This is a genomic window from Fontivita pretiosa, assembly GCF_050410795.1.
Classification (GTDB): domain Bacteria; phylum Planctomycetota; class Phycisphaerae; order Tepidisphaerales; family Tepidisphaeraceae; genus Fontivita; species Fontivita pretiosa.
The window spans coordinates 1,608,224-1,631,764 of the sequence record NZ_CP191258.1; the positions used below are offsets into that span (position 1 = coordinate 1,608,224).

Annotated in this window: 23 protein-coding genes and 2 tRNA genes; 16 read left to right on the plus strand and 9 right to left on the minus strand. The window is 63.0% G+C overall.

The genetic code is table 11. From position 1 onward, the window contains the following. The first annotated feature begins 37 nt into the window (after nt 1–37). From ACQS5P_RS06595 to ACQS5P_RS06610, 4 genes are all read left to right on the plus strand, one after another. Nucleotides 38–793, plus strand: coding sequence for a hypothetical protein (locus ACQS5P_RS06595; RefSeq protein WP_428940109.1), 756 nt, complete (start codon nt 38–40; stop codon nt 791–793). A 107-nt stretch (nt 794–900) separates the two neighbouring features. After that, nucleotides 901–2,178 (plus strand): DUF7305 domain-containing protein, encoded by a 1,278-nt coding sequence (locus ACQS5P_RS06600; protein ID WP_428940110.1) that lies wholly within the window; start codon nt 901–903, stop codon nt 2,176–2,178. 170 nt (nt 2,179–2,348) lie between these two features. Continuing rightward, nucleotides 2,349–3,494, plus strand: a complete 1,146-nt coding sequence (locus ACQS5P_RS06605) for a DUF7305 domain-containing protein (RefSeq protein WP_428940111.1) — start codon at nt 2,349–2,351, stop codon at nt 3,492–3,494. 277 nt (nt 3,495–3,771) lie between these two features. Further along, complete coding sequence (locus ACQS5P_RS06610; protein WP_428940112.1) at nt 3,772–4,938, plus strand: TadG family pilus assembly protein; 1,167 nt, start codon at nt 3,772–3,774, stop codon at nt 4,936–4,938. A gap of 13 nt (nt 4,939–4,951) precedes the next feature. Here ACQS5P_RS06610 and ACQS5P_RS06615 read toward each other — a convergent pair whose 3' ends face one another. Together ACQS5P_RS06615 and ACQS5P_RS06620 are read right to left on the minus strand one after the other, a co-directional pair. Then, nucleotides 4,952–6,217, minus strand: coding sequence for a radical SAM protein (locus tag ACQS5P_RS06615; RefSeq protein WP_428940113.1), 1,266 nt, complete (start codon nt 6,215–6,217; stop codon nt 4,952–4,954). Nucleotides 6,218–6,442: 225 nt separating this feature from the next. Then, on the minus strand, nt 6,443–6,835 hold the full coding sequence (locus ACQS5P_RS06620) for a DUF488 domain-containing protein (RefSeq protein WP_428940114.1): 393 nt from the start codon (nt 6,833–6,835) through the stop codon (nt 6,443–6,445). A gap of 161 nt (nt 6,836–6,996) precedes the next feature. On the opposite strand from ACQS5P_RS06620, the gene ACQS5P_RS06625 reads away from it, so the two are divergent. From ACQS5P_RS06625 to ACQS5P_RS06650, 6 genes are all read left to right on the plus strand, one after another. Next, complete coding sequence (locus ACQS5P_RS06625) at nt 6,997–7,374, plus strand: response regulator (protein ID WP_428940115.1); 378 nt, start codon at nt 6,997–6,999, stop codon at nt 7,372–7,374. Between the two features lie 307 nt (nt 7,375–7,681). Further along, entirely contained in the window at nt 7,682–8,020 is a 339-nt protein-coding gene (locus tag ACQS5P_RS06630; protein WP_428940116.1) for a P-II family nitrogen regulator, read from the plus strand. A 92-nt stretch (nt 8,021–8,112) separates the two neighbouring features. Next, the gene (locus ACQS5P_RS06635; RefSeq protein WP_428940117.1) at nt 8,113–9,600 is read left to right on the plus strand and encodes an ammonium transporter; all 1,488 of its coding nucleotides are present in this window, start codon (nt 8,113–8,115) and stop codon (nt 9,598–9,600) included. A gap of 109 nt (nt 9,601–9,709) precedes the next feature. Continuing rightward, entirely contained in the window at nt 9,710–10,048 is a 339-nt protein-coding gene (locus ACQS5P_RS06640; protein ID WP_428940118.1) for a P-II family nitrogen regulator, read from the plus strand. Nucleotides 10,049–10,218: 170 nt separating this feature from the next. Then, nucleotides 10,219–11,772, plus strand: a complete 1,554-nt coding sequence (locus ACQS5P_RS06645; RefSeq protein ID WP_428940119.1) for an ammonium transporter — start codon at nt 10,219–10,221, stop codon at nt 11,770–11,772. A gap of 79 nt (nt 11,773–11,851) precedes the next feature. Next, nucleotides 11,852–12,640: a hypothetical protein gene (locus tag ACQS5P_RS06650; protein WP_428940120.1), complete on the plus strand. Its 789-nt coding sequence runs from the start codon at nt 11,852–11,854 to the stop codon at nt 12,638–12,640. Nucleotides 12,641–12,658: 18 nt separating this feature from the next. Here ACQS5P_RS06650 and ACQS5P_RS06655 read toward each other — a convergent pair whose 3' ends face one another. The 4 genes from ACQS5P_RS06655 to ACQS5P_RS06670 all read right to left on the minus strand — a co-directional run bounded on the left by ACQS5P_RS06655 (nt 12,659) and on the right by ACQS5P_RS06670 (nt 15,500). Then, entirely contained in the window at nt 12,659–13,735 is a 1,077-nt protein-coding gene (locus ACQS5P_RS06655) for a uroporphyrinogen decarboxylase family protein (RefSeq protein ID WP_428940121.1), read from the minus strand. A gap of 44 nt (nt 13,736–13,779) precedes the next feature. After that, nucleotides 13,780–13,875: transfer RNA gene (locus tag ACQS5P_RS06660), tRNA-Ile, on the minus strand. A 101-nt stretch (nt 13,876–13,976) separates the two neighbouring features. Beyond that, nucleotides 13,977–14,049, minus strand: a tRNA-Ile gene (locus ACQS5P_RS06665). A 206-nt stretch (nt 14,050–14,255) separates the two neighbouring features. Next, a complete protein-coding gene (locus tag ACQS5P_RS06670; protein WP_428936970.1) occupies nt 14,256–15,500 on the minus strand; it encodes an IS256 family transposase in 1,245 nt (414 codons plus the stop codon). A gap of 195 nt (nt 15,501–15,695) precedes the next feature. On the opposite strand from ACQS5P_RS06670, the gene ACQS5P_RS06675 reads away from it, so the two are divergent. The 6 genes from ACQS5P_RS06675 (at nt 15,696) to ACQS5P_RS06700 (ending at nt 19,905) form a co-directional block, all read left to right on the plus strand. Beyond that, complete coding sequence (locus ACQS5P_RS06675; RefSeq protein ID WP_428940122.1) at nt 15,696–16,010, plus strand: hypothetical protein; 315 nt, start codon at nt 15,696–15,698, stop codon at nt 16,008–16,010. After that, entirely contained in the window at nt 16,000–16,173 is a 174-nt protein-coding gene (locus ACQS5P_RS06680; protein ID WP_428940123.1) for a hypothetical protein, read from the plus strand. Before ACQS5P_RS06675 ends, ACQS5P_RS06680 begins: the two co-directional genes overlap by 11 nt. A 45-nt stretch (nt 16,174–16,218) precedes the next feature. Beyond that, the gene (locus tag ACQS5P_RS06685; RefSeq protein ID WP_428940124.1) at nt 16,219–16,524 is read left to right on the plus strand and encodes a hypothetical protein; all 306 of its coding nucleotides are present in this window, start codon (nt 16,219–16,221) and stop codon (nt 16,522–16,524) included. Beyond that, nucleotides 16,521–16,817 (plus strand): hypothetical protein, encoded by a 297-nt coding sequence (locus ACQS5P_RS06690; RefSeq protein WP_428940125.1) that lies wholly within the window; start codon nt 16,521–16,523, stop codon nt 16,815–16,817. The genes ACQS5P_RS06685 and ACQS5P_RS06690 overlap by 4 nt, the downstream gene beginning before the upstream one ends. A 34-nt stretch (nt 16,818–16,851) precedes the next feature. After that, nucleotides 16,852–17,865 (plus strand): hypothetical protein, encoded by a 1,014-nt coding sequence (locus ACQS5P_RS06695; protein ID WP_428940126.1) that lies wholly within the window; start codon nt 16,852–16,854, stop codon nt 17,863–17,865. A gap of 255 nt (nt 17,866–18,120) precedes the next feature. Continuing rightward, nucleotides 18,121–19,905 (plus strand): DNA methyltransferase, encoded by a 1,785-nt coding sequence (locus ACQS5P_RS06700; protein ID WP_428940127.1) that lies wholly within the window; start codon nt 18,121–18,123, stop codon nt 19,903–19,905. A 644-nt stretch (nt 19,906–20,549) separates the two neighbouring features. On the opposite strand, the gene ACQS5P_RS06705 is transcribed toward ACQS5P_RS06700, so the two are convergent. The 3 genes from ACQS5P_RS06705 to pyrR form a co-directional block, all read right to left on the minus strand. Beyond that, a complete protein-coding gene (locus ACQS5P_RS06705; protein ID WP_428940128.1) occupies nt 20,550–21,839 on the minus strand; it encodes a dihydroorotase in 1,290 nt (429 codons plus the stop codon). 166 nt (nt 21,840–22,005) lie between these two features. Continuing rightward, on the minus strand, nt 22,006–22,980 hold the full coding sequence (locus ACQS5P_RS06710) for an aspartate carbamoyltransferase catalytic subunit (protein WP_428940129.1): 975 nt from the start codon (nt 22,978–22,980) through the stop codon (nt 22,006–22,008). Further along, nucleotides 22,977–23,507, minus strand: coding sequence for a bifunctional pyr operon transcriptional regulator/uracil phosphoribosyltransferase PyrR (pyrR, locus tag ACQS5P_RS06715; RefSeq protein ID WP_428940130.1), 531 nt, complete (start codon nt 23,505–23,507; stop codon nt 22,977–22,979). The genes ACQS5P_RS06710 and pyrR overlap by 4 nt, the downstream gene beginning before the upstream one ends. Nucleotides 23,508–23,541 lie beyond the last annotated feature (34 nt).

Consider the following 23,541-nt stretch of genomic DNA (forward strand, 5'->3'; position numbering starts at 1 on the left):
TTACACTTGGCGTGTATCTGAGATCGGCGGCTGAAGGATGCGTTCCGCAGCGACGACATTCTCCTGTCCGGCGTGCGGGCAGCGGTTCATCTGGCGCGATCGCTACGCCAATCGCAGGTTCGCCTGCGCCTGTGGCAATGTGATGTTCATACCCGGCAGCGCGCAGCTTGCCGCGGATGACGCCGAGCTGCCCGAGCCGCAGCCGGTCAGACTCGCCATCGACCCGCTCACCGCCGAGCTGATCGCCCCACCCGCCCCACCGCCGCCTGTGCTGGATTACTCATCGGCCCCCGATGCTGTCGCCGTCCGGTCGGATCGCCATGCGGTCTCGAATCACGTGCGCGACATCTGGCTGCCTGTCTGGGTCATTGCCTCGGGGCTGCTGTTGCTGATGCTGCTGGTCGTCGTTATGGCGTCTGCTTCCGCGACGAGCACACGCAGCGCCCATGCGATGGCCGTGAACCTGGCCCTGCGACTGGCGTGGGAAATCGGCGTCACCTTCATCGGTGGAATGCTCATCACCGGCCTGCTGGATTGCTCCCTGGGCCAGATCGCTGCGGCCACGCTCAAGCTCACCGCCATCGCCGTCGCGCGCTTCGCGGTCGCTTCGCTGTTCAACATTCCGATCGATCACATTGGCGGCGCGTTGCTCGGCTTGATGGCTTCAATGCCGATTTTTGCCGGACTGATCAGCTACTTTTTCGAGCTGGACGTGCGTGACACCACCTTCGCGGTTGTGCTGCTGACACTGCTGCGCGCGGTCAGTTATTTCGGCATGTGGAAGCTGCTGTGACATGCCCGTCGCATCAGCGGCGACTGCGCCCGCCCAGGCGGTTATCGGCCCACCCGCACTGCCGACCGCCGCTGCACGCGCCCCGGTAACCCGCCGATGTAGAGGATATGCCCCTGTTCGGCCACAGCCCCTCGGTCTGCGCCGCGCCTGCGCCGATGACCAAATCCATTGGCCGAAGTTGCAGGCGCGCCGCGCGGCATGCCGGAGTAAGGCCGGCGGGGCTGTCGCTGGTTTACCTGTGCTTGGCGATGGCGTTGCTGATGGCGTTTGCATCGCTGGCGGTGGACTGGGGACGGGTTCAGTTGACGCGCACCGAGCTTCGCCGTGCCGCCGACGCCGCCGCCAGGTACGCCGTCGTCGGCCTGTCCTCCGGCCTGGCTGCGGCGCAGGAAAACGCCTGCTCCGTGGCCGCCAGCAACACCGCCGACGGCACGCCTGTCATCCTCGACATCAATCAGGACATCGAATTCGGCACGTGGGACCGCACTACGCGCAAGTTCACGGTCCTCAGCGGCAGCGCGCGGACAGGCGCCAACGCCGTGCGTATCACAGCGCGGCGAACCGCGCAGCGCGGCAATCCCGTGCCCCTGCTGTTCGCACGCATCATCGGACGCGCCCATTGCGACGTGACCGCTTCCGCCATCGCCATGAAAAAAACGGGCTACACCCTGGTGGGAATCGACTCGGTCGCGCTCAGCGGCGTGGCCCGCATCGACAGCTACAACTCCGCTGACGGCTCGTACGATCCATCCCGCGCCGGCGACAAGACCGTCGTGGTCTCCAATGGCAACATCACCGTCGGCAGCGCCTGCACGATTTACGGCGAAGCGCATCCCGGTCCCGGCGCCAGCCTCATCGGCGCCGCCAGCGTCACAGGCTCCACCGCGCCGCTGCCGGCGCCGCTCAGCTTTCCCATGCCCAGCGTCGATCCCGATTACAACAATGCTCCCATCGCCTCGTATCTGACGGCCGCCAACGATCTGGACATGGGTGGGAAAAAGACCTACACGCTGAACACGGGGGTGTACTCCGTGCGGAACGTCAGCCTGGCCGGCACCGCCAACCTGCGCGTGCGCGGCCAGGTCACGCTCTATGTCAGCGGCAGCCTCCTGCTCAACGGCACCGTGGATGTGCAAAGCGAACGACCCGGCGATTTCAAGATCCGCATGACCGCGCCGGGAACCAGCGTCAGCATCGGCGGCAACTCCGCCCTTTATGCCGATCTGTACGCCCCGGCGAGCACCGTCACCATCTCCGGGACCGGGGATTTCTTCGGCACTGTCGTCGGCAAGACCCTCAGCGTCATCGGACGCGCCGGAATCCACTACGACGAGTCCACCATGCCCTACGGTGGCGGCGGAGCCGGAATCGCCCTGGTCGAATGAGCGATCAAGCACAGCGCGCGTGCAGCGATCCCTGACCCGCGGCGGATTATCGGTCGGCCCGGGCAACTCACCCACATCCTCTGGCGGTCCGATCTACGCTGAGGAGTCCGCCGACTTTACCGGCGGTAATGACCATGCGCTGCATGAACCGAGCTTGCCGTCGTGGCGGTATGACTTTGGTCTACACGATCTGCGCCATCCTGGCGCTGATGGCCCTGATCTCGATGGGGGTCGACCTGGCACGGGTGCAGCTTGCCAAAACTGAGCTGCGTCAGGCCGCCGACGCCGCCGCACGCCACGCCGCCCTGGGAATCGCCGACGGCACATGCGTCAGCCGGGCGTTACTGGCGGCGGCGGACAACACCGTGGACGGCATGCCCCTGGCACTGCGCAGCAGCGACGTGACCGTCGGCAACTGGGACGATACCGTCACACCACCCTTCAGCCCCGCCCGAACTCCGCACAACGCCGTTCGCGTCTGCGCCGAGCGCACCGCCGCTCGCCAGAACCCCATCCGCCTCTGGTTCGGCACCCTCGTCGGCGCAGCCTCCTGCGACATTCGCGTGGTCTGCATCGCCACGAGCGATCCGCTCACCTCCGGGTTCGTCGGACTCAACGGCATCTCCGCCAAGAACAACCTTCGATCCCTCAGCTACAACTCCTTGGTCAACACCGACCCTGAGAACGGCGGCACCTACAGCCACGGCATGCTTGGATCCAACGGTCAGATCTCCGCGGGCAACAACGAGGTTGTCGGGCAGGTCGTGCTCGGGCCGGATGGATCGCACAACCTCAATCTGCGGTTCAGCGCGCTGCGGCTGGAGGATCCGATTCCCGCTCCGGCGATTGATTTCAGCGGCGCGCCGTCGAGCAATCCCGGCGGCGTGCCCAGAAACCTCACCGTCACCGGCACCACCACACTGCCCGCGGGAACCTACTACTTCAACAGGATCACGCTGGCCAACAACGCGACTCTGCGTTTCGCCGGCCCGGCCACCGTCTACGTCGACGGCAACATCACCTTCGCGCAGTCCGGCAGGATCGAAGCGTTCGACGGGATTCCAGCCAACCTCAAGATTCGCCAGCGAGGCTCCGGGACCAATTTCGGCGGGTCCAATGCCAACACCGTCGATGTCACCGCCGACATCGAAGCGCCGCAGACCGACTTCCACGCCAAGAACAACGCCACGCTTCGCGGGCGCGCCGTTTTCAACAGCATCGAAGCCAAGAACAACCTGGATCTGTTTTACGACCAGTCGCTCAACGCGACGCTGGCGGGGGTCAGCCAGCGCTGGCCGGTGGCCGTGGTGCAGTGATCCTCGTCGCGGAGCAATTTCCCCGCCGCATTTCAAGTCGAATCTGTCGCGATTTTTCAGCTTGACAATCGAGCAGGCCGCGACCTGCCCGTATATCCGCCACCGGCGGCACAGGTCTTCACTTCTCACGTCCGATACCGCAGGGTCCGCCTTCGATTCGTCTGGCCTGTTCGGGGGCAGGGCGCATGATTCCTCCACGCACCAGCTCACCGTCGCGCCGAGGGACATCCGGGCGCAGGTCCGTGAGCGGCGATTGCACCCCAGGAGGAACCCGCCGATGCGAAAAACCGGACACAGGGGCGTTTCGACGATTTATGCGGTGATCGCGCTGGTGGTCTTCTGCGCGTTCTGCTCATTGGGGGTGGACCTGGGGCGGGTGCAGTTGGCGAGGTCCGAGCTCCAGGCTGCCGCCGACGCCGCCGCACGCCACGCCGCCACCGGCCTGGCCGACGGCACCGCCCTGGCCAAAGCCCGTGCCGCCGCCTCCGACAACAAGGTCGATGGGCAGACGGTGGCAATCCAGCCCGGCGACGTGCTGCTGGGCAACTGGGACGCCGCCTTGACCCCTCGCTTCAGCTCCGCCCGCACACCGCTGAACGCCGTGCAGGTCAGCCTCGCCCGCAGCCACGCCAACGGCAACCCCATCCCCCTGCTGTTCGCTGCAATTCTCGGGCAGGAATCCTGCGACGTGCGGGTCTCGGCCATCGCCACCGTCGCGCCGGCCCTGCCCAAGGGCTTCATCGGACTCAATGGCGTGACTGTCAAGAACAATCTGATCTCCGCCGGATACAACTCCTCGGTCAACACCGTCCCGGCGCTGAGCTATCGCGCCGCGGGCATGGTCGGGTCCAACGTCTCGATCACTGCGGCCCAGAATGAGGTCGCCGGGCTGGTCGTGCTCGGACCGTCGGCCAGCCACAACCTCAATCTCGCCGATCCGCCCTTGCGCATCGACGAGCCGATCCTCACACCCATGCTCGATTTCGCCGCCGCTCCCGCCGCCAATCCCAGCGGCGTGCCAAAAGACCTGACCGTCAGCGGCAACACGGTGCTGCCGGGAGGAACCTATCACTTCAATTCCATCACCCTGCGAAACAACGCCTCGCTGAGCTTCTCGGCCCCGGCCACGCTGTACATCGACGGCAACGTCACCTTCCTTCAGAGCGGTCATATCACGGCGTACGGTTCGGTGCCGGCGAACCTGAGGATCTTCCAGCGCGGGGCCGGGACGATCTTCGGTGGCAGCACCGCCAACAACATTGACGTGTGCGCCGTAATCGAAGCGCCACAGACCGCGTTCATCGGCTGGAACGGCGCCTCCCTGAAGGGCGCCGCCACCTTCCTCAGCATCGAAGCCAAGAACAACCTGGAGCTGTATTACGACGAGTCGCTTCACCGCACGCTCGACGGCTCCGACCCGAGCCGAGTAGCACTGGTGAAATGACGCGCCGCCCGCATCAGAACCGCGACAGGGACGCCACATCCTCCGGCAGCGGCGCCTGCGGCTGGCTGTGCGGCTCATTCAGACCAATCTCTTCGTCGGTGAGATAGCAGCCGGGGTCGGCGGCCCAGGGGTCGCCGCTGGAGATCTCCGCGCGGGCGCGCAGGCCTCCGCCACACACGTCCTTGAACTTGCAGGCTCCGCATCGGCCCTTGAGCAGGGGCAGGCGATCCTTCAGCCCGGCCATGATCGGGTCGCTGGTGTCCTGCCAGATCTCGCTGAACTTCCGCTGTTTGACATTGCCGAAGCTGCGATACATGGAGAACTGGTCGGCGTGGACATCGCCGTAGAAGTCGATGTTGGCGATTCCGACACCGCTGGAATATCGCCCGCCGCCATTCCAGCGGATCATCTCCAGCACCTGTTGCGCGCGGGGGTGATTCTCGCGGAGCATGCGCAGATAGAGGTAGACGCCATCGCAATGGTTATCGACGGTGAGGATCTCGACGCGCTTGCCGCGCTGCACCAGGTCATTGGTGCGGGTGATGATGGTGTCGATCGCCTGCCGCGCCATCGCCGGGGTCAGGGCCAGCAGGTCCTTGCCCCTGCCCGCCGGACACAGGTGGTAGAAGCAGGCGCGATCGATGCCTTCACGCTCGATCAGATCAAACAGCTTGTCCAGGTTTTGTGCGGTGTGTCGCGTGAGAGTAAGCCGCAGGCCAACCTTCTGCCCGACGTCCACGCAGTGCCGGAATCCGCGCATGGTGCGCTCGAAGGCGCCCTGCACGCCGCGGAACTCGTCGTGGATCGCGGGAATCGCGCTGTCCAGGCTGATGCCGACGTAAGCGAACTGAAGGTCCTTGAGCTTCTGCGCAGTGGGCCGGTCGATGAGTGTGCCGTTGGTGGAAAGCACGACGTGAAGCCCGCGCGATCTTGCATGTGCCGCCAGCTCGAAGATGTCCTGACGAACCAGCGGTTCTCCGCCACTGAACAGAACCGCCGGCACCTTGAACTCGGCCAGGTCGTCCAGGACGGCCTTGGCCTGCTCGGTGGTTAACTCATCGGGGTACTTTTTGGCCTCGGAATCGGTGTAGCAGTGAATGCACTTGAGGTTGCAGGTTCGGGTCAGGTTCCAGACGACGATCGGACGGCGCTGGCTGGCGCTTTTGGCGACCGCCATTCGCTGGTGGGCCGGCGGGTCAATCTGGGTGATCTTTCGCCCGTAGCGGTGCGGGGTGCTGGGCGTTTCCAGCCCGCCGTAAAGCACACTGATGTCGATCATCGGGACCTCCGATCGCCTAAATCAGGATAATATTATCCTGAATTATGCGGATAACAACCACCGTGCCAGCGAATTGATCCGGCTCTGGCCGGGAAAATCGGGGTTTTTTGCCCGGCGGCACGCCATGCCAGACGCTGGCTTCTCAGAAATGGGAACGCCGTCGCCGGGCCGACCGGAAGCTATTCAGCGACGCGCCAGGTCAGCAGTCTACACCGGGTTGGTGGATTACGGCGCCTCGAGCCTGGCCGCCGCCGACTCGATCAACTGCTTGAGCAGCGAACGGTGGCAGCGGCGAGGATCGGTGCAGTGCGAGGAGCACAGCAGCGTGAGGTTTTCGCCATTGCGCAGGCGGCGGGCAAGTTCCTGGATCGCCTGCCGTTGGGGGCGCATCTCACGCAGATAGGCCGACCGATACGCCGACCACGGGATCGGCGTCCTGCCGCCCTTGCCGTATACCGCCGCATGCAGCGCCACGCTGGGACCGAGGTTGGGCATCCACACGTCCCAAGTCTGCTGTGACCTGGAGACGCCCCGTGGGCGATATCGCGTAATCAGCACGCGCAGCCCTTCATCGGCGGCGGCGGGCGGATCGTTCCATCGACGCGTGTAAATGGCCATGATTCGATGCCCGCAACAACGTCTCGCTGGAATCATAGGCGATTCAACATTCCCAACCGTTACTGGTTCTGATTGCAATAGAAGTGTTTGCCGCTTCGGCTCCAAGCTGGCCGGTTTCGGGCGTTCACCGCAAGCCTGACACACAGTAGGATGCGGATGCGATGGCATCGGTTCTGGTAGTTGACGACGATGCTGACGCCGCCGAGGCGCTGTGCCGCTTTTTGAGGAAAGCCGGGCACACCGTGGAATGTGTCGCCAATGGTCGGGAAGCATTGGCCTCAATCCTGACCGCCGCCCCGAATGCCGTGGTTCTGGACCTGGCGATGCCTGAAATGGATGGCGCCAGATTCCTGGAAGTGCTCCGCTCGTACCTGCGTCTTCAGTCGCTGCCGGTGGTGCTGTGGACCGCCCTGCCCCACAGCCCGATTCTGGACAAAGCCCGCCGGCACGGTGTGGCCGCCGTCCACTTCAAGCCCTCCGCTTCGTACAGAGAGATCCTGCGCAGCATCGAACAGGCAATGACCGGTCCGCCAAACTGAGGCAACGGCTTTGAAACGAAAAGTGCTGGCTTAGTCGAAAAGCTGACCACAATCTAGGCACGGCGGTCGGTCCGCATCCCTGTTGCGCGCTTTTTCGGCACCGCCGGTCTATCCCCGCCGACGCCAAAACTGCACGCCGTGCCCGTTTTTCCGGTGTTGCCCGCGGTTTTGCCGCCTTGAGGCGCGCGTGGCACGCCTGTTGTTCTGCATCGCCAAAACGGGCTTTCTTCGGTCGCTCACGGCAGAGGTTCGGGACAGTCCCATCACCCACCGTGCGCGCTGATCCAACGCCAAAGGAGCACAACCCATGCAGATGATCGAGGCGATCATCAAGCCTCACAAGCTCGACGCAGTCAAGGCCGCGCTGGCGAGGCTGGGAATCCTGGGCGTGACCGCGATCGAGTGCAAGGGATTCGGGCGTCAGATGGGACATACCGAGCGATACCGCGGGGCGAAGATGGACGTCGGATTCGTCCCCAAGGTCCTGTTGAAAATCTGCGTGAAGTCGGATGAGGCGGCGACGGCGGTGGAGGCGGTCGTCAACGCCGCCCGCACCGGAGAAGTCGGGGACGGCAAAATCTTTGTCTATCCGGTCGGGCAGGTCATCCGCATCCGCACCGGCGAAAAAAACGAAAGCGCACTCTAACGGAACCACCGCGTACTTGGCGCTATCAGACGAGAGGAATGAGCACTATGGGCACTTCGACCAGTGGGCCAACACCACGTCGCAGACTTCACATGCTTCTTACCGCAGGCGCCGCCATCGCACTGCTGACCGCACCGACAGTGGCGCTGGCACAGGACGCGGCGGCCGCGCCCCTCACCGCCGCTGACGTGGACGCCAAGCTCAGCAACGCCACCTACGTCGCCAACACGGTCTGGACCCTGATCGCCGGCATGCTGGTCTTCTGGATGAACGCCGGCTTCGCCTGCCTGGAAACCGGACTGTGCCGACGAAAGAACGCGGTGAACATCCTGGCCAAGAACTTCATCGTCTTCGCGATCAGCTCGATCGCGTTCTGGGTGATCGGGTTTGGTCTGATGTTCGGCGACGGCAACGGGTTCATCGGCAAGACCGGGTTCCTGCATGATCTGATCAGTGGCGACAAGGATGGCAAGGTGCTGGGATTTGCCAGCCTGGACTGGGCGAACGTTCCGCTGGCCGTGAAGTTCTTCTTCCAGCTCGTATTCGCCGGGACCGCGGCGACGATCGTCTCCGGGGCCGTTGCCGAACGAATCAAGTTCGGCACGTTCATGCTCTTCAGCTTCATCCTGGTGGCACTGGTCTATCCGGTCACCGGGCACTGGATCTGGGGTGGTGGTTGGCTGGGCAGCAGAGGCTTCCACGACTTTGCCGGCTCGACGGTGGTGCACAGCGTGGGCGGCTGGGCGGCGCTGGCGGGCGTGCTGCTGCTGGGGCCGCGACTCGGGAAATATCTGCCTGATGGCACGGTTCGCCCGATCCCGGGTCACAACATGGGCCTGGCGGCGCTGGGTTGCCTGATCCTGTGGCTGGGCTGGTTCGGCTTCAACCCCGGCTCGACGATGGGCGCAGTGCCGGGGATCGGCTACATCGCCGTCACCACCAACACCGCCGCCGCCTTCGGCGCCGTCGCCGCCACCATCACCGCCTGGATCGTCCTGGGCAAGCCGGACCTGTCGATGGTGTTGAACGGCTGCCTGGCCGGTCTGGTGGCGATCACCGCGCCGTGTGCGGTGGTGAGCGTTTCGGGAGCCGCGATCATTGGCACGATCGCCGGCGTACTGGTCGTGTTCAGCGTGCTGTTCTGGGACAAGATGAAGATCGACGATCCGGTCGGCGCGCTGAGCGTGCATCTGGTCTGCGGCGTGTGGGGCACGATCGCCGTCGGACTCTTCGCAGCCCCCAGCGCCCTGGAGCTGGCCCTGGGCGTGGCCAAGCCCGGTTTGTTCTATGGCGGCGGCGCCGAGCAGCTTCTCACGCAGCTCATCGGCATCGGTGCCGTCGCGGTGACCGTTTTCGGCGTGTCACTATTGGCCTGGGCGATCCTCAAGCTCACCGTCGGCATCCGCGTCAGCGAAGCCGAGGAGATCGAGGGACTGGACATCGGCGAGCACGGGATGGAAGCGTATCCGGGCTTCGGCTTCGACCAGGTTCTGGGCACGCCTTCGCCCGAGCCGGTTGGCAGCGGCGCCGAGACGTCGGTGGCCGCCCCGGCAATGGCACGCACCGCCACGGCTCATTAGCAGCGTCATCCGCCTGCGGCGAGCCGACGATCGCCTGTGGTCGTCGGCCCGCCGCGGCGTGTAACTCGTGATCAGAATCAGACGTCTCACAACACTTCCAGAGGTCCACATGCAGATGATCGAAGCCATCATCAAACCCCAGAAACTCGATGCCGTGAAAGCCGCACTGGCCAAAATCGGAATCCTGGGCGCCACCGCGGTGGAGGTTAAAGGTTACGGCCGGCAGGCCGGACACACCGAACGCTACCGCGGCGCTAGGATGGACGTCGGATTCGTCCCCAAAATCCAGTTGAACGTCTGTGTCAAGTCGGAGGACACGGAAAAGGCCGTTCAGGCAATCGTCGAGGCGGCGCGCACCGGCGAGGTCGGAGACGGCAAGATCTTCGTGTATCCGGTCAGCCAGGTGATCCGAATCCGCACCGGCGACCGGGATGAAAAGGCGCTCTAGGCGATCGCGGCGCAGGCGACCGCACGCGCATCGCGCCGGACCGAACAAGTTCTCTCAAGTTGCCCCTGCCCGGGCCGCACAGCGTCGCACCCCTCACCTGGCCCGGCTGGACATTTGTATGACGCGCCACGGCGGCATGAACCACCGCCGGGCGCTGGAGGAACCAACCGATGCATCGCTCCTGCAATTCCCGTTGCGCTTTGTCGCACGGCGTGACCTGGACAATCGTCAATGTGCTGCTTGTGGGCTTCTGGCTGTGGTTGATCCTAGTCCCCGGCTCGGTGGCCCGCGGCCAGGAGGCTTCCGCATCGCAGCAGCAGCATGAGAAGGTCTTCGTCGGCGCCGCCGCCGACGGAACGCCCTATCAGCCCAACAGTGGCGATACTGCCTGGATGCTGACCAGCGCGGCCCTGGTGTTGATGATGACCGGACCGGGACTGGCACTGTTTTACGGCGGGCTGGTGCGGCGAAAGAACGTGCTGGCAACGATGATGCAGAGCTTCATCCTCATGGCGGCGGTCACGGTCGCCTGGGCGATTGTCGGCTACAGCCTGGCGTTCGACACGGGCAATGCGTTCATCGGCGGGTTGGACTTTGCATTTCTGCGAGGCGTGGGCGATCAGCCCTGCGAATACGCCACCACGATTCCGCATACCACGTGGATGGTGTATCAGCTCATGTTCGCGATCATCACGCCGGCGCTGATCAGCGGCGCGTATGCCGAGCGGATCAAGTTCAGCGCCATGCTGGTGTTTTCGGTGCTGTGGCTGCTGGTGGTGTATTGTCCGATGGCGCACATGGTCTGGGGCAAGGGTGGGCTGTTCAACTGGGGTCTTCCGGGCAGCCCGAACCTGCCAGCGCTGGATTTTGCCGGAGGAACGGTGGTGCACATCAGCTCGGGGGTCTCGGCGCTGATGTGCGCGCTGGTGCTGGGGCGGCGGCGGGGGTATGGGCGCGTTCCCATGCCGCCACACAGCGTGGTGCTCAGCGTCGTGGGCGCGGCGCTGCTGTGGGTGGGTTGGTTCGGGTTCAACGGTGGCAGCGCGCTCTCGGCCGGGGCGCTGGCCAGCAGCGCGTTCGTCGCCACTCACTTTGCCGCCGCCGCCGCTGCGCTGGGCTGGGCCTTTGCCGAGTGGATCAAGACCGGCAAACCGACGGCGCTGGGCGCGATCTCCGGCGCGGTGGCCGGGCTGGTCGTGATCACGCCCGCCAGCGGGTTTGTCACCCCGATGGCCGCCATCGCCATGGGCGCGATCGGAGGGGTCGTCTGTTTCTTCGCCGCCACGAGCCTCAAGCAGGCCATGGGATACGACGATTCGCTGGATGCGTTCGGCGTGCACGGCGTGGGTGGCACGGTGGGCGCGGTGCTCACGGGTGTGTTCGCCACCGCTTCGATCAACTCTCTGATCAAGACCGACACGACGAACTTTCAGGGTCTTTTGGCGGGAAACCCGACGCAGCTTGTGAATCAGACGCTGGCCGCGGGGATCACCTGGATCATCGCCGCCGTCGGCTCGCTGCTGCTCTTGAAGATCGTGGATCTGCTGATTGGCCTGCGCGTCAGCGAAGACGACGAGCAGCTTGGTCTGGACCTCAGCCAGCACGGCGAGTCGGGATACAACCTTGAGGACGTGTCGATTTTCGGCTCGGAGGTGGCGGACGGCCCGGCACTGGCGTCGGCAAGCCACGAACCCGCGCCCGCCGCTGAGCAGGCGCATCCGTGAGTCTGGCTGGTCCGTGGCCTGTGCGGCGGCGCAACCTTGCGGAGCCTGTTTCGCGCCTGGTTCGGCCAAGCCCACAGCCATGGATGATTCCAATCGCGTTTCCGAGCAGCGTGGTGCGGGCGTGGCGCGGGCCGGCCCTGCCGGTGATCGGCGGCGCGCCGGCGCCGGTCACCGCGAAGCCCCGACGGGCCGGCGCGCTCAGGCAATCGACTGGCCGCTCTGGCTGGCGCGGATCGAGCGGCACCGCCGATTGCTGCACCGCCGCCAGCACCAGAGCTTCACCCGACTGTCCGATTCCGGCCTGGTCCTGGCCACCTGCAACAGCTTCCGCGTCGACGGCATCGATGTGGATCAGGCGACGGTCTGGCAGGCGCTGTCGCGCAGCCCTTCGCAGCGGCGCATGCGCTCGCGCGCCATCCAGCGAATCCGCAATCACGTGGCGATCCTCCACAGCATCGACAACGCGCTGCGCCGCGGCCAGCCACTCAAAACTGCCGCGGTCATCCGCTGGTACACATCGATCGCGGGCGGGCTTTCGATCACCGAAATCGGATCGGACAAAATCCGTCGACTGGAGCACATCGTGCGGCGAATCAACTCTCCGCATCTGCGATTGCGGCCCGCACTTCAGGAGATCGCCCGCACCTACGCCGAGTTGATCAGCGACCCGCTGTTCCCCGCCTTCAACGGCATTCTGGCCAGACTCATCCTGCGCTATCACCTGGGAAGATGTGCGCTGCCGCCGGGAATCGATGGCCCCTCGATCCCGCTCCAGACACCCTGCACGCCAGACCAGGTGCTCGCCCACCTGCTTGCCGGTATCTGTCACTGCTATGAGCAGGCACAGGCAAACCGCGATCGGGAATAGGTCGCAACGACAAGCCGATCACGCCCCGCCCGCGGCGCTGGCGGCGGCCAGCATGGCCTGCACCTTGCCCATGATCTTCTTTTCGCAACCCGGCACGCTCAGCACATCGCATTCGGTGCCCAGGATGAACGGATGGCCCACGGCGGACATCTTCTCCCGCAGCTCCCTGGCCATGCGCATCACGTCATCGCGCGTGCACAGCTCGTCGGAATAGAACTTCTTGCTCGGCAGGTTTCCGTACAGCACGGTCGTTGGCGGCACGACTCTGGCGTCTTCCCACAGCTTGCGGCTGGAACCCAGACTCAGAATCGCCGGGTCCAACTGCGTGAACCGCTGCACCATCCAGGTCGTCAGCTCGCCGCAGCAGTGGAAGAACAGATCCACGCCCCAGGCGTTCATCAGCGACTTCAGCCGCTGATTGTAGCGCATCACGTAGCGGTCAAAGATGTCCGAGCCAGCCTCGATCTGTTTGGGCGAAATGTAGGCGACGTTGGCCGCCGGCTCGGCCACGAAGATCAGCCGCGCGCCAGCCTGGATCTGCCTGGAAATCGACCGCAGGATGATCAGCGTCGAGAGCTCCAGCACCCGCTCGACGGTTCGGACCTCTTCATCGTCGGCGGCGGTGACACCGGACCCGGCCATGAACAGCGGCGTGATCGGGTCGGCCAGCAGCTTGGTCATCAGCGAGAACGGCCCGATGGTCATGCCGACGGGAATCAGGTCGGTCTGGTCGCGGATGAATCGGATGGCGTCGATGTTGGCTTGCAGGCGTGGATCGCTGGGATCCGACAGATGCCGCCGAACCCGCTCGATCACTTCATCGCCGGGACATTGGCTGAAGTGATACTGGGCGACCTCGTCGGCAGGCACGCCAAGCATCTGAAGCAGGGCGGCCTTCTCCAGCGTCAGATCCATCACGGGCAGCGCCAGAGGCGTGCCGTATCGCCGCGCCGCCTCCGCCAGCACCGCCCCCAGCCGCGCCCCGTCGTGCAGGATCGCTTCGTGATCCGCATGCTCGCGAAGCACCAGATCCGTCCCCACCGGCATGGCCAGCCCCCTGGCCGCCAGGTTCAGGTAATACCCACGATCCATCATCTACTCTCCGCAGTTTTGTAAGGATCTTCTGCCCCACGTAGTAGTGGGAGCGGAGGGATTCGAACCCCCAACCAAGGGATTATGAGTCTGTCAAGACAAAAACACGAATCGTCTCGATTTACCGACTCATTCGCACTCCCGACGCCCCACGCAAAGCCCCTACAGGCACGGCTTTCGGCCCAAAACGAGCCGCACGCGGGCGAAATTCCCTTGAGACACGCAACCGCGTCTCTTTAGGCACTGGCCCCGCACGGACTCGAACCGTGAACCAAGCGGTTATGAGCCGCCTGCTCTAACCATTGAGCTACAGGGCCGGACGATCAATCATAGCGATGCTTCGCGACGTGTGAAGGATGCCGCCCAAACGCCGTACAAACGGCAAATAACGCGCAAATGCACCGCAGAAGAGAAAATCGGTCAAGACCGCACCACGGGCGAGGACGCGACTACCCGTTTCTCAGGTTAGCTTTTGGGGGCTGACCAGGAGCTATTCCCAAATCCTGTGGACGGCCGCGACAGGTTAAGCGGCGATTCGTTCTCCGTCGACGAACACGATGCCGTCGATCAGGTCCTGCAATCTCTCGCTCCCGTTCAACTTTCTCCAGCGTGACTCGGCCTTGCGGGCCAGTTTGAAAGCCATGGCGATTCCCGCCTCACGAGAGCCCGGGCCCTTGGTGCGGTAGGTTCGCAGCCGCACCGTCGCGAACGTGCTCTCGATCGGGTTGCTGGTCCGCAGGTGCTGCCAGTGCTCGGCGGGAAAGTCGTAGAACGCCAGCAGCTCGGCCCGATCCTTCTCCAGACAATCCGTGGCGCGCGGCCACTTGGCGCCGTACACCTCGATGAAGCGGTCGAACGCCTTGGTGGCATCCGACCGGGTCGCCGCCATCCAGATCTGGTGCAGCATCGTCTTGGCCGCCGGCTGCTCGCCTTTGGGCAGCTTGTCCAGCACATTGCAGGTCTTGTGCACCCAGCAACGCTGATGGCGGGTCGAGGGGAACACCTTGCCCAGGGCGATCCAGAAGCCCAGGGAGCCGTCCCCCGTGGCCAGCCTGGGCGCGATCGCCAGCCCGCGGGATTTGCAGTCCAGCAGCAAGCTTGTCCAGCTCGTCTCGCTCTCGCGCTGCCCATCGACCATCGCGATCAGCTCCTTGCGGCCATCGGCAGTCGCGCCCATCAGCACCAGTAAACACGGGCGATCGTCGCTCAGCCGGCAGCCGAAGTACAAGCCATCGGCCCAGACATAAACGTAATGTTTGCCCGACAGATCCCGCCGGCTCCAGTCTTCGTATTCGCCGTGCCAGACCGCCAGCATCCGCGTCACGCTGGTGGCCGACAACCCCGATCCATCGAATCCCAGGTGCACCAGGGCATCGGGCATCTCGCCGGTGCTGATCCCCTTGAGATACAGCCACGGCACCAGTTCCTCGATCGCACGGGTCTTACGCAGGTAACGCGGCAGGATCTTGCTGGTGAAGCGGAAGCGCACGCCGTTCTCATCGACGCGGCGGTCGTCCACCCGCGGTTGATGCACTTCGATCGGGCCGACGCCGCTGAGGACCGTCCGCGGCTGGTGATGGCCGTTCCGCACCACCAGGCGGTGGCCGGCATCGTCCCGATGATGCGCGTTGGCGTTGATGTAATCGGCGACCTCCTCCTCGATCGCCTTCTGAAGATAGCGGCGGGCGCCCTCGCGGGCGATCCGTTCCAGGGTCAAATCGACCACTGAATCGGTTGCCAGCCGCAGGGCAAGCGTGGATGATGACATGTGGCGTATCCTTCCTGGCCTCGTGGGCCAAACGGGTTCCTGAATCAAACCAGTTACCCAGGGTACGCCGCTTTTATTGCCGCGTCACCGTCCACAGCTTTTGGTCATAGCTCCTGACCAGGCTTGAAAAACAGGTACCTCCGGCTGCATGTTGTGGGTTGCTGAACTCACCAACAGACAACCGGAGGTGTCACGATGCCAGGCATGGAGGCCAGGCTTGGCAATCGGCGGGCGGAGCTGCGACAGTTCTTGAATCAGTTTTGTCCAGCGCTGGACCGGGTGTGGCGGCGGTTTTTCTTTCAATCGATCACGGGGATCCTCTTGAGCGGTTCGATGATGGTAGCCCGATGGCTGCGGTTCATTCATGACCGCTGCCGTGATCGATTCTGGCGCCACAAGCGGCTGCTCAACCAGATCCATCGGGGCAAGTGGGATGCTGCGGCGGTGCTGAGCAAGTATCAGGAACAATGGGACAAGCGGGTGCAGGTTCGACACGCCGTTGATCATTGATCTGTCCGACCTGCCGCGGCCGCGAGCCAGCAAGCTGAAGTATCTGGCGCTGGTGCGCGACGGCGGCGAAGGGGAACTGGTCAGCGGCTACTGGTGCCTGGAGATTTACGCCCGCTTGAGCAGGCACTGCATCGCGCCGCTGCTGTTGCGGCCTTACAGTTGAGAGGATCCCTCCGTTTCCAGCGAAAACGCGATGATTTTGCAGGGCATGGACCAGGTGCTTGAGGCCAGCGAAGGCCGCGGCGTGCTGGTGATGGACCGCGGGGCCGATCGCGGTGAGTTGCCGGTTTGCTGGATCGACGCCGGGCGGCGGTTTGTCATTGGCCAGCGTGGCGACAGGCAGGTGATCCTGCCCAATGGCGTTCACATCGAGGTGTCACTGCTGATGGACCGTCTGCTGCAAGCCTCCAGCGGGCCGATCGTCTATCAGCAAGTGAGTCTGCCGGACCGGCCAGAGGCACCGCTGTGGCTGGTGGCCAAAGTGCTGCCCGGAAAGGATCACCCGCTGTGTTGAGCAGCCTTCGATGCGAAAACCTGCAGCAGGCTCAGGCCGTCTTGCAGTACTATCGCTGGCGATGGAGCTGTGAAGAGGCTGCGCAGTTTCTCAAGAGCGGGCTGCACTTGGAGCGGATCGGGCTGCGAACGTACGAATCTTTTGAGCGATTGCTGCCGCTGGCCATGCTGACGATGGGGTTCATGAGCTGGCTGGCCCTGATGCGACCTTCGCTGATGCAGTGGCTGTGCAAACGCGCGGTGGTGAATTTACCACCACGACGGGTAGGGTCAAGCCTTCGCGACGCCCCCTAGCGAAAGTTGCCCGTTTCCCTAATATATAGGCACGATGCCGAGAGCTACAGAGGACCTTGAAGCCCATGCCGCGAAGTTCTGGCCGACTGCGCTCGCCCAGCGCGCGCATACGACCAGCATCGTCCCGAAGCTTCTCGAGTCGCAAGAGAAGTTCATCGGAATCTTGTACGTCGCCGACGCCTCACCTACGGCTTGGAAGGACGTACTGGCGGCGACGGCCGGAATGCCCGCGAACCTGTTCCTGAAACATCTGATCGTGTTGTCCGATGTTAGCGGCGAAATGCTCCAGCGCTACCGCACGTACATCGACAGGTTTTTCTCCAACAGGGCGATGACGTTCCGTTGGAAGGATGCGGAGCACACGTACAAGTTCTGTTCGTGCGACAGGTGCCGAACGTGGACAAACCGCGTTCTGCAAGTCGACGGAGCCGGGCTTGCTCGCCCGGCGAGTCTTACCGACCCGATGCAAGACGTGGCGATGCTTCTCATCCACGGCGGCACGTCGATTGAACCTGGCTTGCCTGATGACCTCATCGAAAAGTGCATCATCGGTTCGCTCATCGGTAGAAAGCGTGAACTCGATACGTTTGTGCGACAGCGGTATATCCACGTTAGCCGTATCACGGGCGGCGCGACTGCAAACACGATGGGCCAACTGTGTCAGGCCTACGTCAGAGAGCATCTACAGAATGCGCTCCCGAATTGGGACTTCTCAAAGCACACGATACCGGGCATCAGCCAGAATGCGGGCCGCACTGATATGTCGTTTGACTTGGTTGCCGAGTCGCCGACGCGGAAGTTCTGCGCAATCGAAGTGAGTTTCCAGGTAACAACCAACAGCACTATTGAGCGTAAGGCTGGCCAAGCCGCCGACCGCCAACGGCTCTTGCATAAAGGCGGGCATAAGATTGCTTACGTGATTGACGGCGCGGGCAACTTCCAACGACGTTCCGCACTAGCCACCATCTGCCAGCACAGCGATTGCACCGTCACCTTCAAAGATGAGGAATTAGACGCGCTCGCAGAGTTTCTACGGAGAATGGAGTGACTAGGGACGACTGACATGGCTAGGCGCAAATCCAAGTCGCGTGTGAAGCGGCTCAGCGGGCGTGAGACGGTACTGCGCGGATGCTCGCCCGACCTTCCCGCTAGGAAAGTATTACGACGTTGGGGCTCGTTGCGCGGGAATTTATTGCACGCACGGAATTACCTATGAGAGTGAAGAATGCAATTATGACCGCGCAACGTGCCGCGAAGAAAATCCGTGCTGCGATAGAAGCGCAACCTATGGACGTTAGGACCTATGGCTCATCAAAGTGAGAATTCGAAGCGGCTCACGATTCACACGCTCGACGTGTCGAATCTAAGTGCGCTTCCCACGCCTAGTCGGGAGAGTGCAGCCGTTTGGCTTTTCGTTTTGCCGTTTGGGCGCACGATTGCCGATGCTGAGAACTCCGAAGCATGGTTCGCGGCGATTCATCGCTTTGCGCTGTCACTTCACGAGCAGTCTGTCGTCGCGATGCTTACATCGGCGCAGGATGCAGCGGAGACCTGGCCGCGTCTGAGTGATGTGATGCAGTTTCAGCTTTGGGTTGCCGTGAAGCTCGATAAGCCGATCGTTCGCACTGCGTGCCAGCTTCCCGAGCATCATGCGGCGCTGTTGATCCTGTCGAAATATCGAACGTCGCTAAAGCACACTAAGACGCGAATCGGTTACACGTACTGTCCGGCATGCGACAAGACAACCAAGGATTATGGCGGAAAGAAACACACGTACCACGAATACGGCACGTTACTTTCCGATGTTTGGCGAGACATCGTGTACAAGCCCGGCGAGCATCCGACCGACATTACGACGCGACTGGCCGACCTTTTCGGTCTAGACCCATTTCGCAAGCTCACGGTTGTAAATCTTGGTGGCGTTCGTTCGTTGCATCCGAAGCAAATTGAGCCGGAAGCGAGCCCGACGCCACGGGGCGGAAGTCGGACGCAACTGGAATCGCGGCTCATCAACGGTGACTCACTTGCGGAGCTTCGCAAGCTACCCGACAACTCGGTTGACTTCTGTTACGCCGATCCGCCGTACAATCTCGCGAAGCGTTACGACTCATGGGACGATGCCATTGACGTGAAGGAATATCTGGCGTGGTGTGACAGTTGGATTGACGAGCTTGCCCGCGTGCTGCGTCCGGGTTGCACTTGCGCCGTGCTGAACATTCCGATTCTCGCAATTCGACACTTTCAGCACATGAAACGCGAGCTTGTATTTCAATCTTGGATTGCCTGGGAAGGGTTGAGCCTACCCGTGCGGATGATTATGCCCGCACATTACGCGACGGTCTGTTTTTCCAAGGGCGTGGCGCGACCACTTCCGGGACTTACGCGAAAGTCTCACACCCCGCTGGAGCAGTACGCGCTTACAACGCTTCGAGAGAATTATTGCGTGCGTCAAGCGTGCGTTGCGATGCGACAGCGTGCGCGACATCCCGACCGCGAGCCAATTACCGACCTTTGGTGGGACATTCATCGGCTCAAGCACAACTCGCGTCGTGTAGATCATCCATGCCAACTGCCGCCCGCGCTCATGCGGCGGCTCATCGCCTTGTTCACGAATGAGAATGAGCTAGTGCTAGACCCCTTCAATGGCGCGGGCACGACCACGCTTTGCGCCGCTGGTCTTGGGCGACGATACATCGGAATTGAATTGTCAGAGAAGTATCACGCAATCGCGCTGGCGCGACACAAGCTATTGCAAGAGGGCGGCGACCCGTTTGAGAAGGTGAACGGAGTGCCCAAGGCAAAGAACAGCCGCGTCGAACGCATCGGCGGCATACGCTACGAAGTTCCGAAGAAAACATTGCAGCTTGAAGTGAAGCGCGTCGCGAAGATATTGGGGCATATCCCTTCTCGCGATGAGCTTGAGCGATACGGGAAGTATCCGATCAGGTATTACGATGAGTATTTTATTAGCTGGGGTGAAGTGTGCGCGGCAGCTCGCACAACGGGCATGAATGAAACTCGCAACGGGCCGAAGGTCAGTGTGGCGATTCATCAACCGACGCTTTTTGATCCAGTATTGCCCAAATAGAGCAACAGTCATAGCCTAGCGGCATTTCTCAAGCGAAATTGGAAGAAATGAACCGCCGACGCGAGTGTACGTCGCAGAGAATCTAGCTCACTTGGAAAACGCGGAGCCCGGAATGCGAACGTGGTGGTGTGTGTGTGTCGCCGCTAGCAAAGGCACGAGGGACAGGATTCCTTTATCACAAATTCCACGGCCTTCGACCGGCGTTCAACGTTTTGCGCGTTAGGACAACCATGCAGCCACTTTGCAGCAGATACGCCATGAACACCGCAGACATCGAAGTTTTAGCGGTGTTGAAGTCCCCCATTTCCGCGACAACCCGTGTACTGGCGCATTCAATTGCCGTGCGTTATAATTGTCAACGCCGCATGTTTCCCGTCGACACGAAGACATCACCTGCTTGGCTCGAGCTGTTGAGGCTTAAAGATCGTGACGCCGTAGTTACCACCCCAACCCTTCATACCGCCCCGCGTGGGCAGGATGCTCCGCGAAAGTGACTGGTATCGATTATAGGTTGCGATCATGAGTCCCCTGCTCTGCCCTTGAGTTGCGCTCCCGACTCGATTCATCGAGGATATATATCCTATTCAAACGCGATCTCGAAGTCGCTGCCAACCTGATGGGGCAACCTGTGCTTCGTTGATACGCTATCTGCCCAACTCCCACTTCACCTGCCCCCCCACGATCGTGTGCGTGGCCCGGCCCTTGACCTTCCAGCCGGCGTACGGACAGTTGCGGCTCTTGGTCTGCATCGCCTCGGGGTCGATCGTCCACTGCAAATTCGGGTCGATCACGGTCACGTCGGCGACGGCGCCCTCGGCCAGCGTGCCGCGGTCCAGGCGGATAATCCGCGCCGGGCGGGTGCTGGTCAGGTCGATCAGTTTCATCCAGTCAATATGCCCAGGCTCGATCAGCGCCTTGATGTACAGCGCCAGGGCACACTCCAGCGACAGGATGCCGAACGGCGCATACTGAAACTCCAGCTCCTTTTCTTCGGCCAGGTGAGGCGCGTGGTCAGTCGCCAGGCAGTCGATCGTTCCGTCCTTGATCCCCTCGATGCATGCCTGCACATCCGCCGACGTGCGCAGCGGAGGGTTCACCTTGTAATTCGTGTCGTAATGCCGGCAGGATTCGTCGGTCAGCAGCAGGTGATGCGGGGCGGCTTCGGCGGTTACGTTCATCCCCTGGCGTTTGGCCATGCGGATCAGCTCCACGCTGTAGGCGGTGCTCACGTGCTGCACGTGATACCGGCAGCCGATGGTTCGGTTGAGCATCAGGTCCCGGGCGATCATGAGCTGCTCAGCCTCGGGCGGGATGCCCGGCAGCCCCAGGATGGTGCAGACAAGCCCCGCGTGCATCGCCCCGCCGCTGAGACTGGGCTCCTCGCAATGCTGTGCGATCAGCGCATCAAACATTCTGGCGTACTGAAGCGCCTTGCGCATCACCGCCGCGTCCGCCACGCCCACCCCGTCGTCGCTGAACGCGATCGCCCCGCGCGCCAGCATCGAACCCATCTCGGCCAGCTCCTTGCCTTCGCGACCCTTGGTGATCGCGCCCACCGGCAACACGTTGGCCAGACCCACCTGCTCGGATTCGCGGATCACAAACTCGATCATCCCCTCGTTATCCAGCGGCGGGCGGGTGTTGGGCATGCAGCAGACGGTAGTAAAGCCGCCCGCCACCGCCGCGGCGCTTCCCGACGCGATTGTCTCCTCTTCCTCGTCTCCCGGTTCGCGAAAGTGAACGTGAATGTCGATCAGCCCCGGTGCGACGTAGCACCCGCTGGCGTCGATCACACGATCGGCTCTGATCCCCGGACTTGCGCCCGCAGGAAGCAGCGATTCGATCTTCCCGTCGCGGATGAACAGATCCCGCCGCTGCTCAACACCCCGCGACGGGTCCAGAATCGTGCCGTTCTTGATCAACAGGCTGGACATGGTCTGGCCATCGAAAACACACCGGACACAGCGAGACTTCAGCTCGCGATGTGCCCGATTCGGTCTGTCAGTCTCCTGAAGCGGATTCTTCCCGTCGGCTCTTTCAACCCGGGATCCACATCCCTCTGCTCACCCACGTGCCGTTGCGAATCCACTTGCCCGCTCCTCACCTCTGCGCGCCAGGGGCCTTCTGTGGCATGTCCCCGGCCTGCGTCACCAGGTACAGCACCGCCATCCGCACGGCCAGGCCATTGGTCACCTGCGTGAGGATGCCGCTCTGCGGTCCGTCGGCGATGTCGCTCTGTATTTCCAGCCCGCGGTTCATCGGCCCGGGGTGCATCACGAACACATCCTTCGTGCATCGCTGAAACCTGTCCCACGTCAGCCCGAACAGATGCGTGAATTCGCGTACCGAGGGAAACTGGCTGCTTTTGATCCGCTCGAACTGCACGCGGAGCATGTTGATCACATCCACCTGCCCGATCACCTCGTCGAAGTTGTGCACCACACGCGCGCCCATCGCCTCGAAGGTGCGCGGCAGCAGCGTCGGCGGGCCGACCAGAATCACTTCCGCGCCCAGCTTCTTCAGCCCCCACAGATCCGAGCGTGCCACGCGGCTGTTGACGATGTCGCCGACGATCGCCACCTTCAACCCCTCGATCCGGCCGAAGCGTTCGCGGATCGTGTACAGGTCCAGCAAACCCTGGGTCGGGTGCTCGTGCGCTCCGTCGCCAGCGTTGACCACGCTGCACTTGACGACTCGCGAGAGGACCTCGGCGGCGCCGGCGGCTGGATGACGCACCACCAGGATATCGATCCCCATGGCCTCGATGTTCCGCGCCGTGTCGATCAGCGTTTCCCCCTTGCTCACCGACGAACCCCGCTCGGAAAAGTCGATCAGGTCGGCGCTCAGCCGCTGTGCCGCCAGTGAAAAGCTCGTGCGCGTGCGGGTGCTGTCCTCCCAGAAAGCGTTGACGACCACCCGCCCGCGCAACGCCGGAACCTTCTTGACGCTGCGGGTGGACACCTCCTTGAACGAGTCGGCCGTATCCAGGACGAATCGAATCTCCTCGGCCGAGAGTTCTTCCAGCGACAGCAGGTGCTTTCGGGTCCAGCGGAATGGGTCGATGCTCGTGGTCATCGTGGCTCAACCACAATCTCGTCGCGCCCGTCGGTTTCGGTGAAGCGGACGTTGACGCGATGGTCCTCGGGAACGTCCTTGAGCGTCAGCCCGACAAAGTCCGCCTGGATCGGCAGCTCGCGCCCGCCGCGATCGACCAGAACGGCCAGCCGGATGACGCTGGGTCGCCCGAAATCGCTGAGCGCATCCATCGCCGCCCGGACCGAGCGACCGGTGAACAGCACGTCATCCACCAGCAGCAGCGGGCGGCCGTCGATGTCGATGTCCAGATGCGTCGGGCGGACCAGCGGCCTGGGGCCGATCTCCGAAAGATCGTCCCGGTACAGGGTGATGTCCAGCACGCCGCGACCGATATTCTTGAACCCGCGGCCGCGGAGGATTTCGGCCAGGCGCTGGGCCAGCACTTCCCCGCGGGTGCGGATGCCGACGATGTTGAGCGGCTTGTCGGGATCAAACGCGCCCGCGACCGCGTTGCCCAGCGTCGCGATCAACCGCTGCACATCCGACTTGTCGTATTGTGTACGCATCTGACCTTCCGCCGCCGGGCGATTCGCAGTCGCG

Excerpts from the sequence above, each read along its gene's own strand:
- ACQS5P_RS06595 (WP_428940109.1), top strand. The coding sequence starts at position 38 with ATGCGTTCCGCAGCGACGACATTCTCCTGTCCGGCGTGCGGGCAGCGG.
- ACQS5P_RS06600 (WP_428940110.1), top strand. The coding sequence starts at position 901 with ATGCCCCTGTTCGGCCACAGCCCCTCGGTCTGCGCCGCGCCTGCGCCG.
- ACQS5P_RS06605 (WP_428940111.1), top strand. The coding sequence starts at position 2,349 with ATGACTTTGGTCTACACGATCTGCGCCATCCTGGCGCTGATGGCCCTG.
- ACQS5P_RS06610 (WP_428940112.1), top strand. The coding sequence starts at position 3,772 with ATGCGAAAAACCGGACACAGGGGCGTTTCGACGATTTATGCGGTGATC.
- ACQS5P_RS06615 (WP_428940113.1), bottom strand. The coding sequence starts at position 6,217 with ATGATCGACATCAGTGTGCTTTACGGCGGGCTGGAAACGCCCAGCACC.
- ACQS5P_RS06620 (WP_428940114.1), bottom strand. The coding sequence starts at position 6,835 with ATGGCCATTTACACGCGTCGATGGAACGATCCGCCCGCCGCCGCCGAT.
- ACQS5P_RS06625 (WP_428940115.1), top strand. The coding sequence starts at position 6,997 with ATGGCATCGGTTCTGGTAGTTGACGACGATGCTGACGCCGCCGAGGCG.
- ACQS5P_RS06630 (WP_428940116.1), top strand. The coding sequence starts at position 7,682 with ATGCAGATGATCGAGGCGATCATCAAGCCTCACAAGCTCGACGCAGTC.
- ACQS5P_RS06635 (WP_428940117.1), top strand. The coding sequence starts at position 8,113 with ATGCTTCTTACCGCAGGCGCCGCCATCGCACTGCTGACCGCACCGACA.
- ACQS5P_RS06640 (WP_428940118.1), top strand. The coding sequence starts at position 9,710 with ATGCAGATGATCGAAGCCATCATCAAACCCCAGAAACTCGATGCCGTG.
- ACQS5P_RS06645 (WP_428940119.1), top strand. The coding sequence starts at position 10,219 with ATGCATCGCTCCTGCAATTCCCGTTGCGCTTTGTCGCACGGCGTGACC.
- ACQS5P_RS06650 (WP_428940120.1), top strand. The coding sequence starts at position 11,852 with ATGGATGATTCCAATCGCGTTTCCGAGCAGCGTGGTGCGGGCGTGGCG.
- ACQS5P_RS06655 (WP_428940121.1), bottom strand. The coding sequence starts at position 13,735 with ATGATGGATCGTGGGTATTACCTGAACCTGGCGGCCAGGGGGCTGGCC.
- ACQS5P_RS06670 (WP_428936970.1), bottom strand. The coding sequence starts at position 15,500 with ATGTCATCATCCACGCTTGCCCTGCGGCTGGCAACCGATTCAGTGGTC.
- ACQS5P_RS06675 (WP_428940122.1), top strand. The coding sequence starts at position 15,696 with ATGCCAGGCATGGAGGCCAGGCTTGGCAATCGGCGGGCGGAGCTGCGA.
- ACQS5P_RS06685 (WP_428940124.1), top strand. The coding sequence starts at position 16,219 with ATGGACCAGGTGCTTGAGGCCAGCGAAGGCCGCGGCGTGCTGGTGATG.
- ACQS5P_RS06695 (WP_428940126.1), top strand. The coding sequence starts at position 16,852 with ATGCCGAGAGCTACAGAGGACCTTGAAGCCCATGCCGCGAAGTTCTGG.
- ACQS5P_RS06700 (WP_428940127.1), top strand. The coding sequence starts at position 18,121 with ATGGCTCATCAAAGTGAGAATTCGAAGCGGCTCACGATTCACACGCTC.
- ACQS5P_RS06705 (WP_428940128.1), bottom strand. The coding sequence starts at position 21,839 with ATGTCCAGCCTGTTGATCAAGAACGGCACGATTCTGGACCCGTCGCGG.
- ACQS5P_RS06710 (WP_428940129.1), bottom strand. The coding sequence starts at position 22,980 with ATGACCACGAGCATCGACCCATTCCGCTGGACCCGAAAGCACCTGCTG.
- pyrR (WP_428940130.1), bottom strand. The coding sequence starts at position 23,507 with ATGCGTACACAATACGACAAGTCGGATGTGCAGCGGTTGATCGCGACG.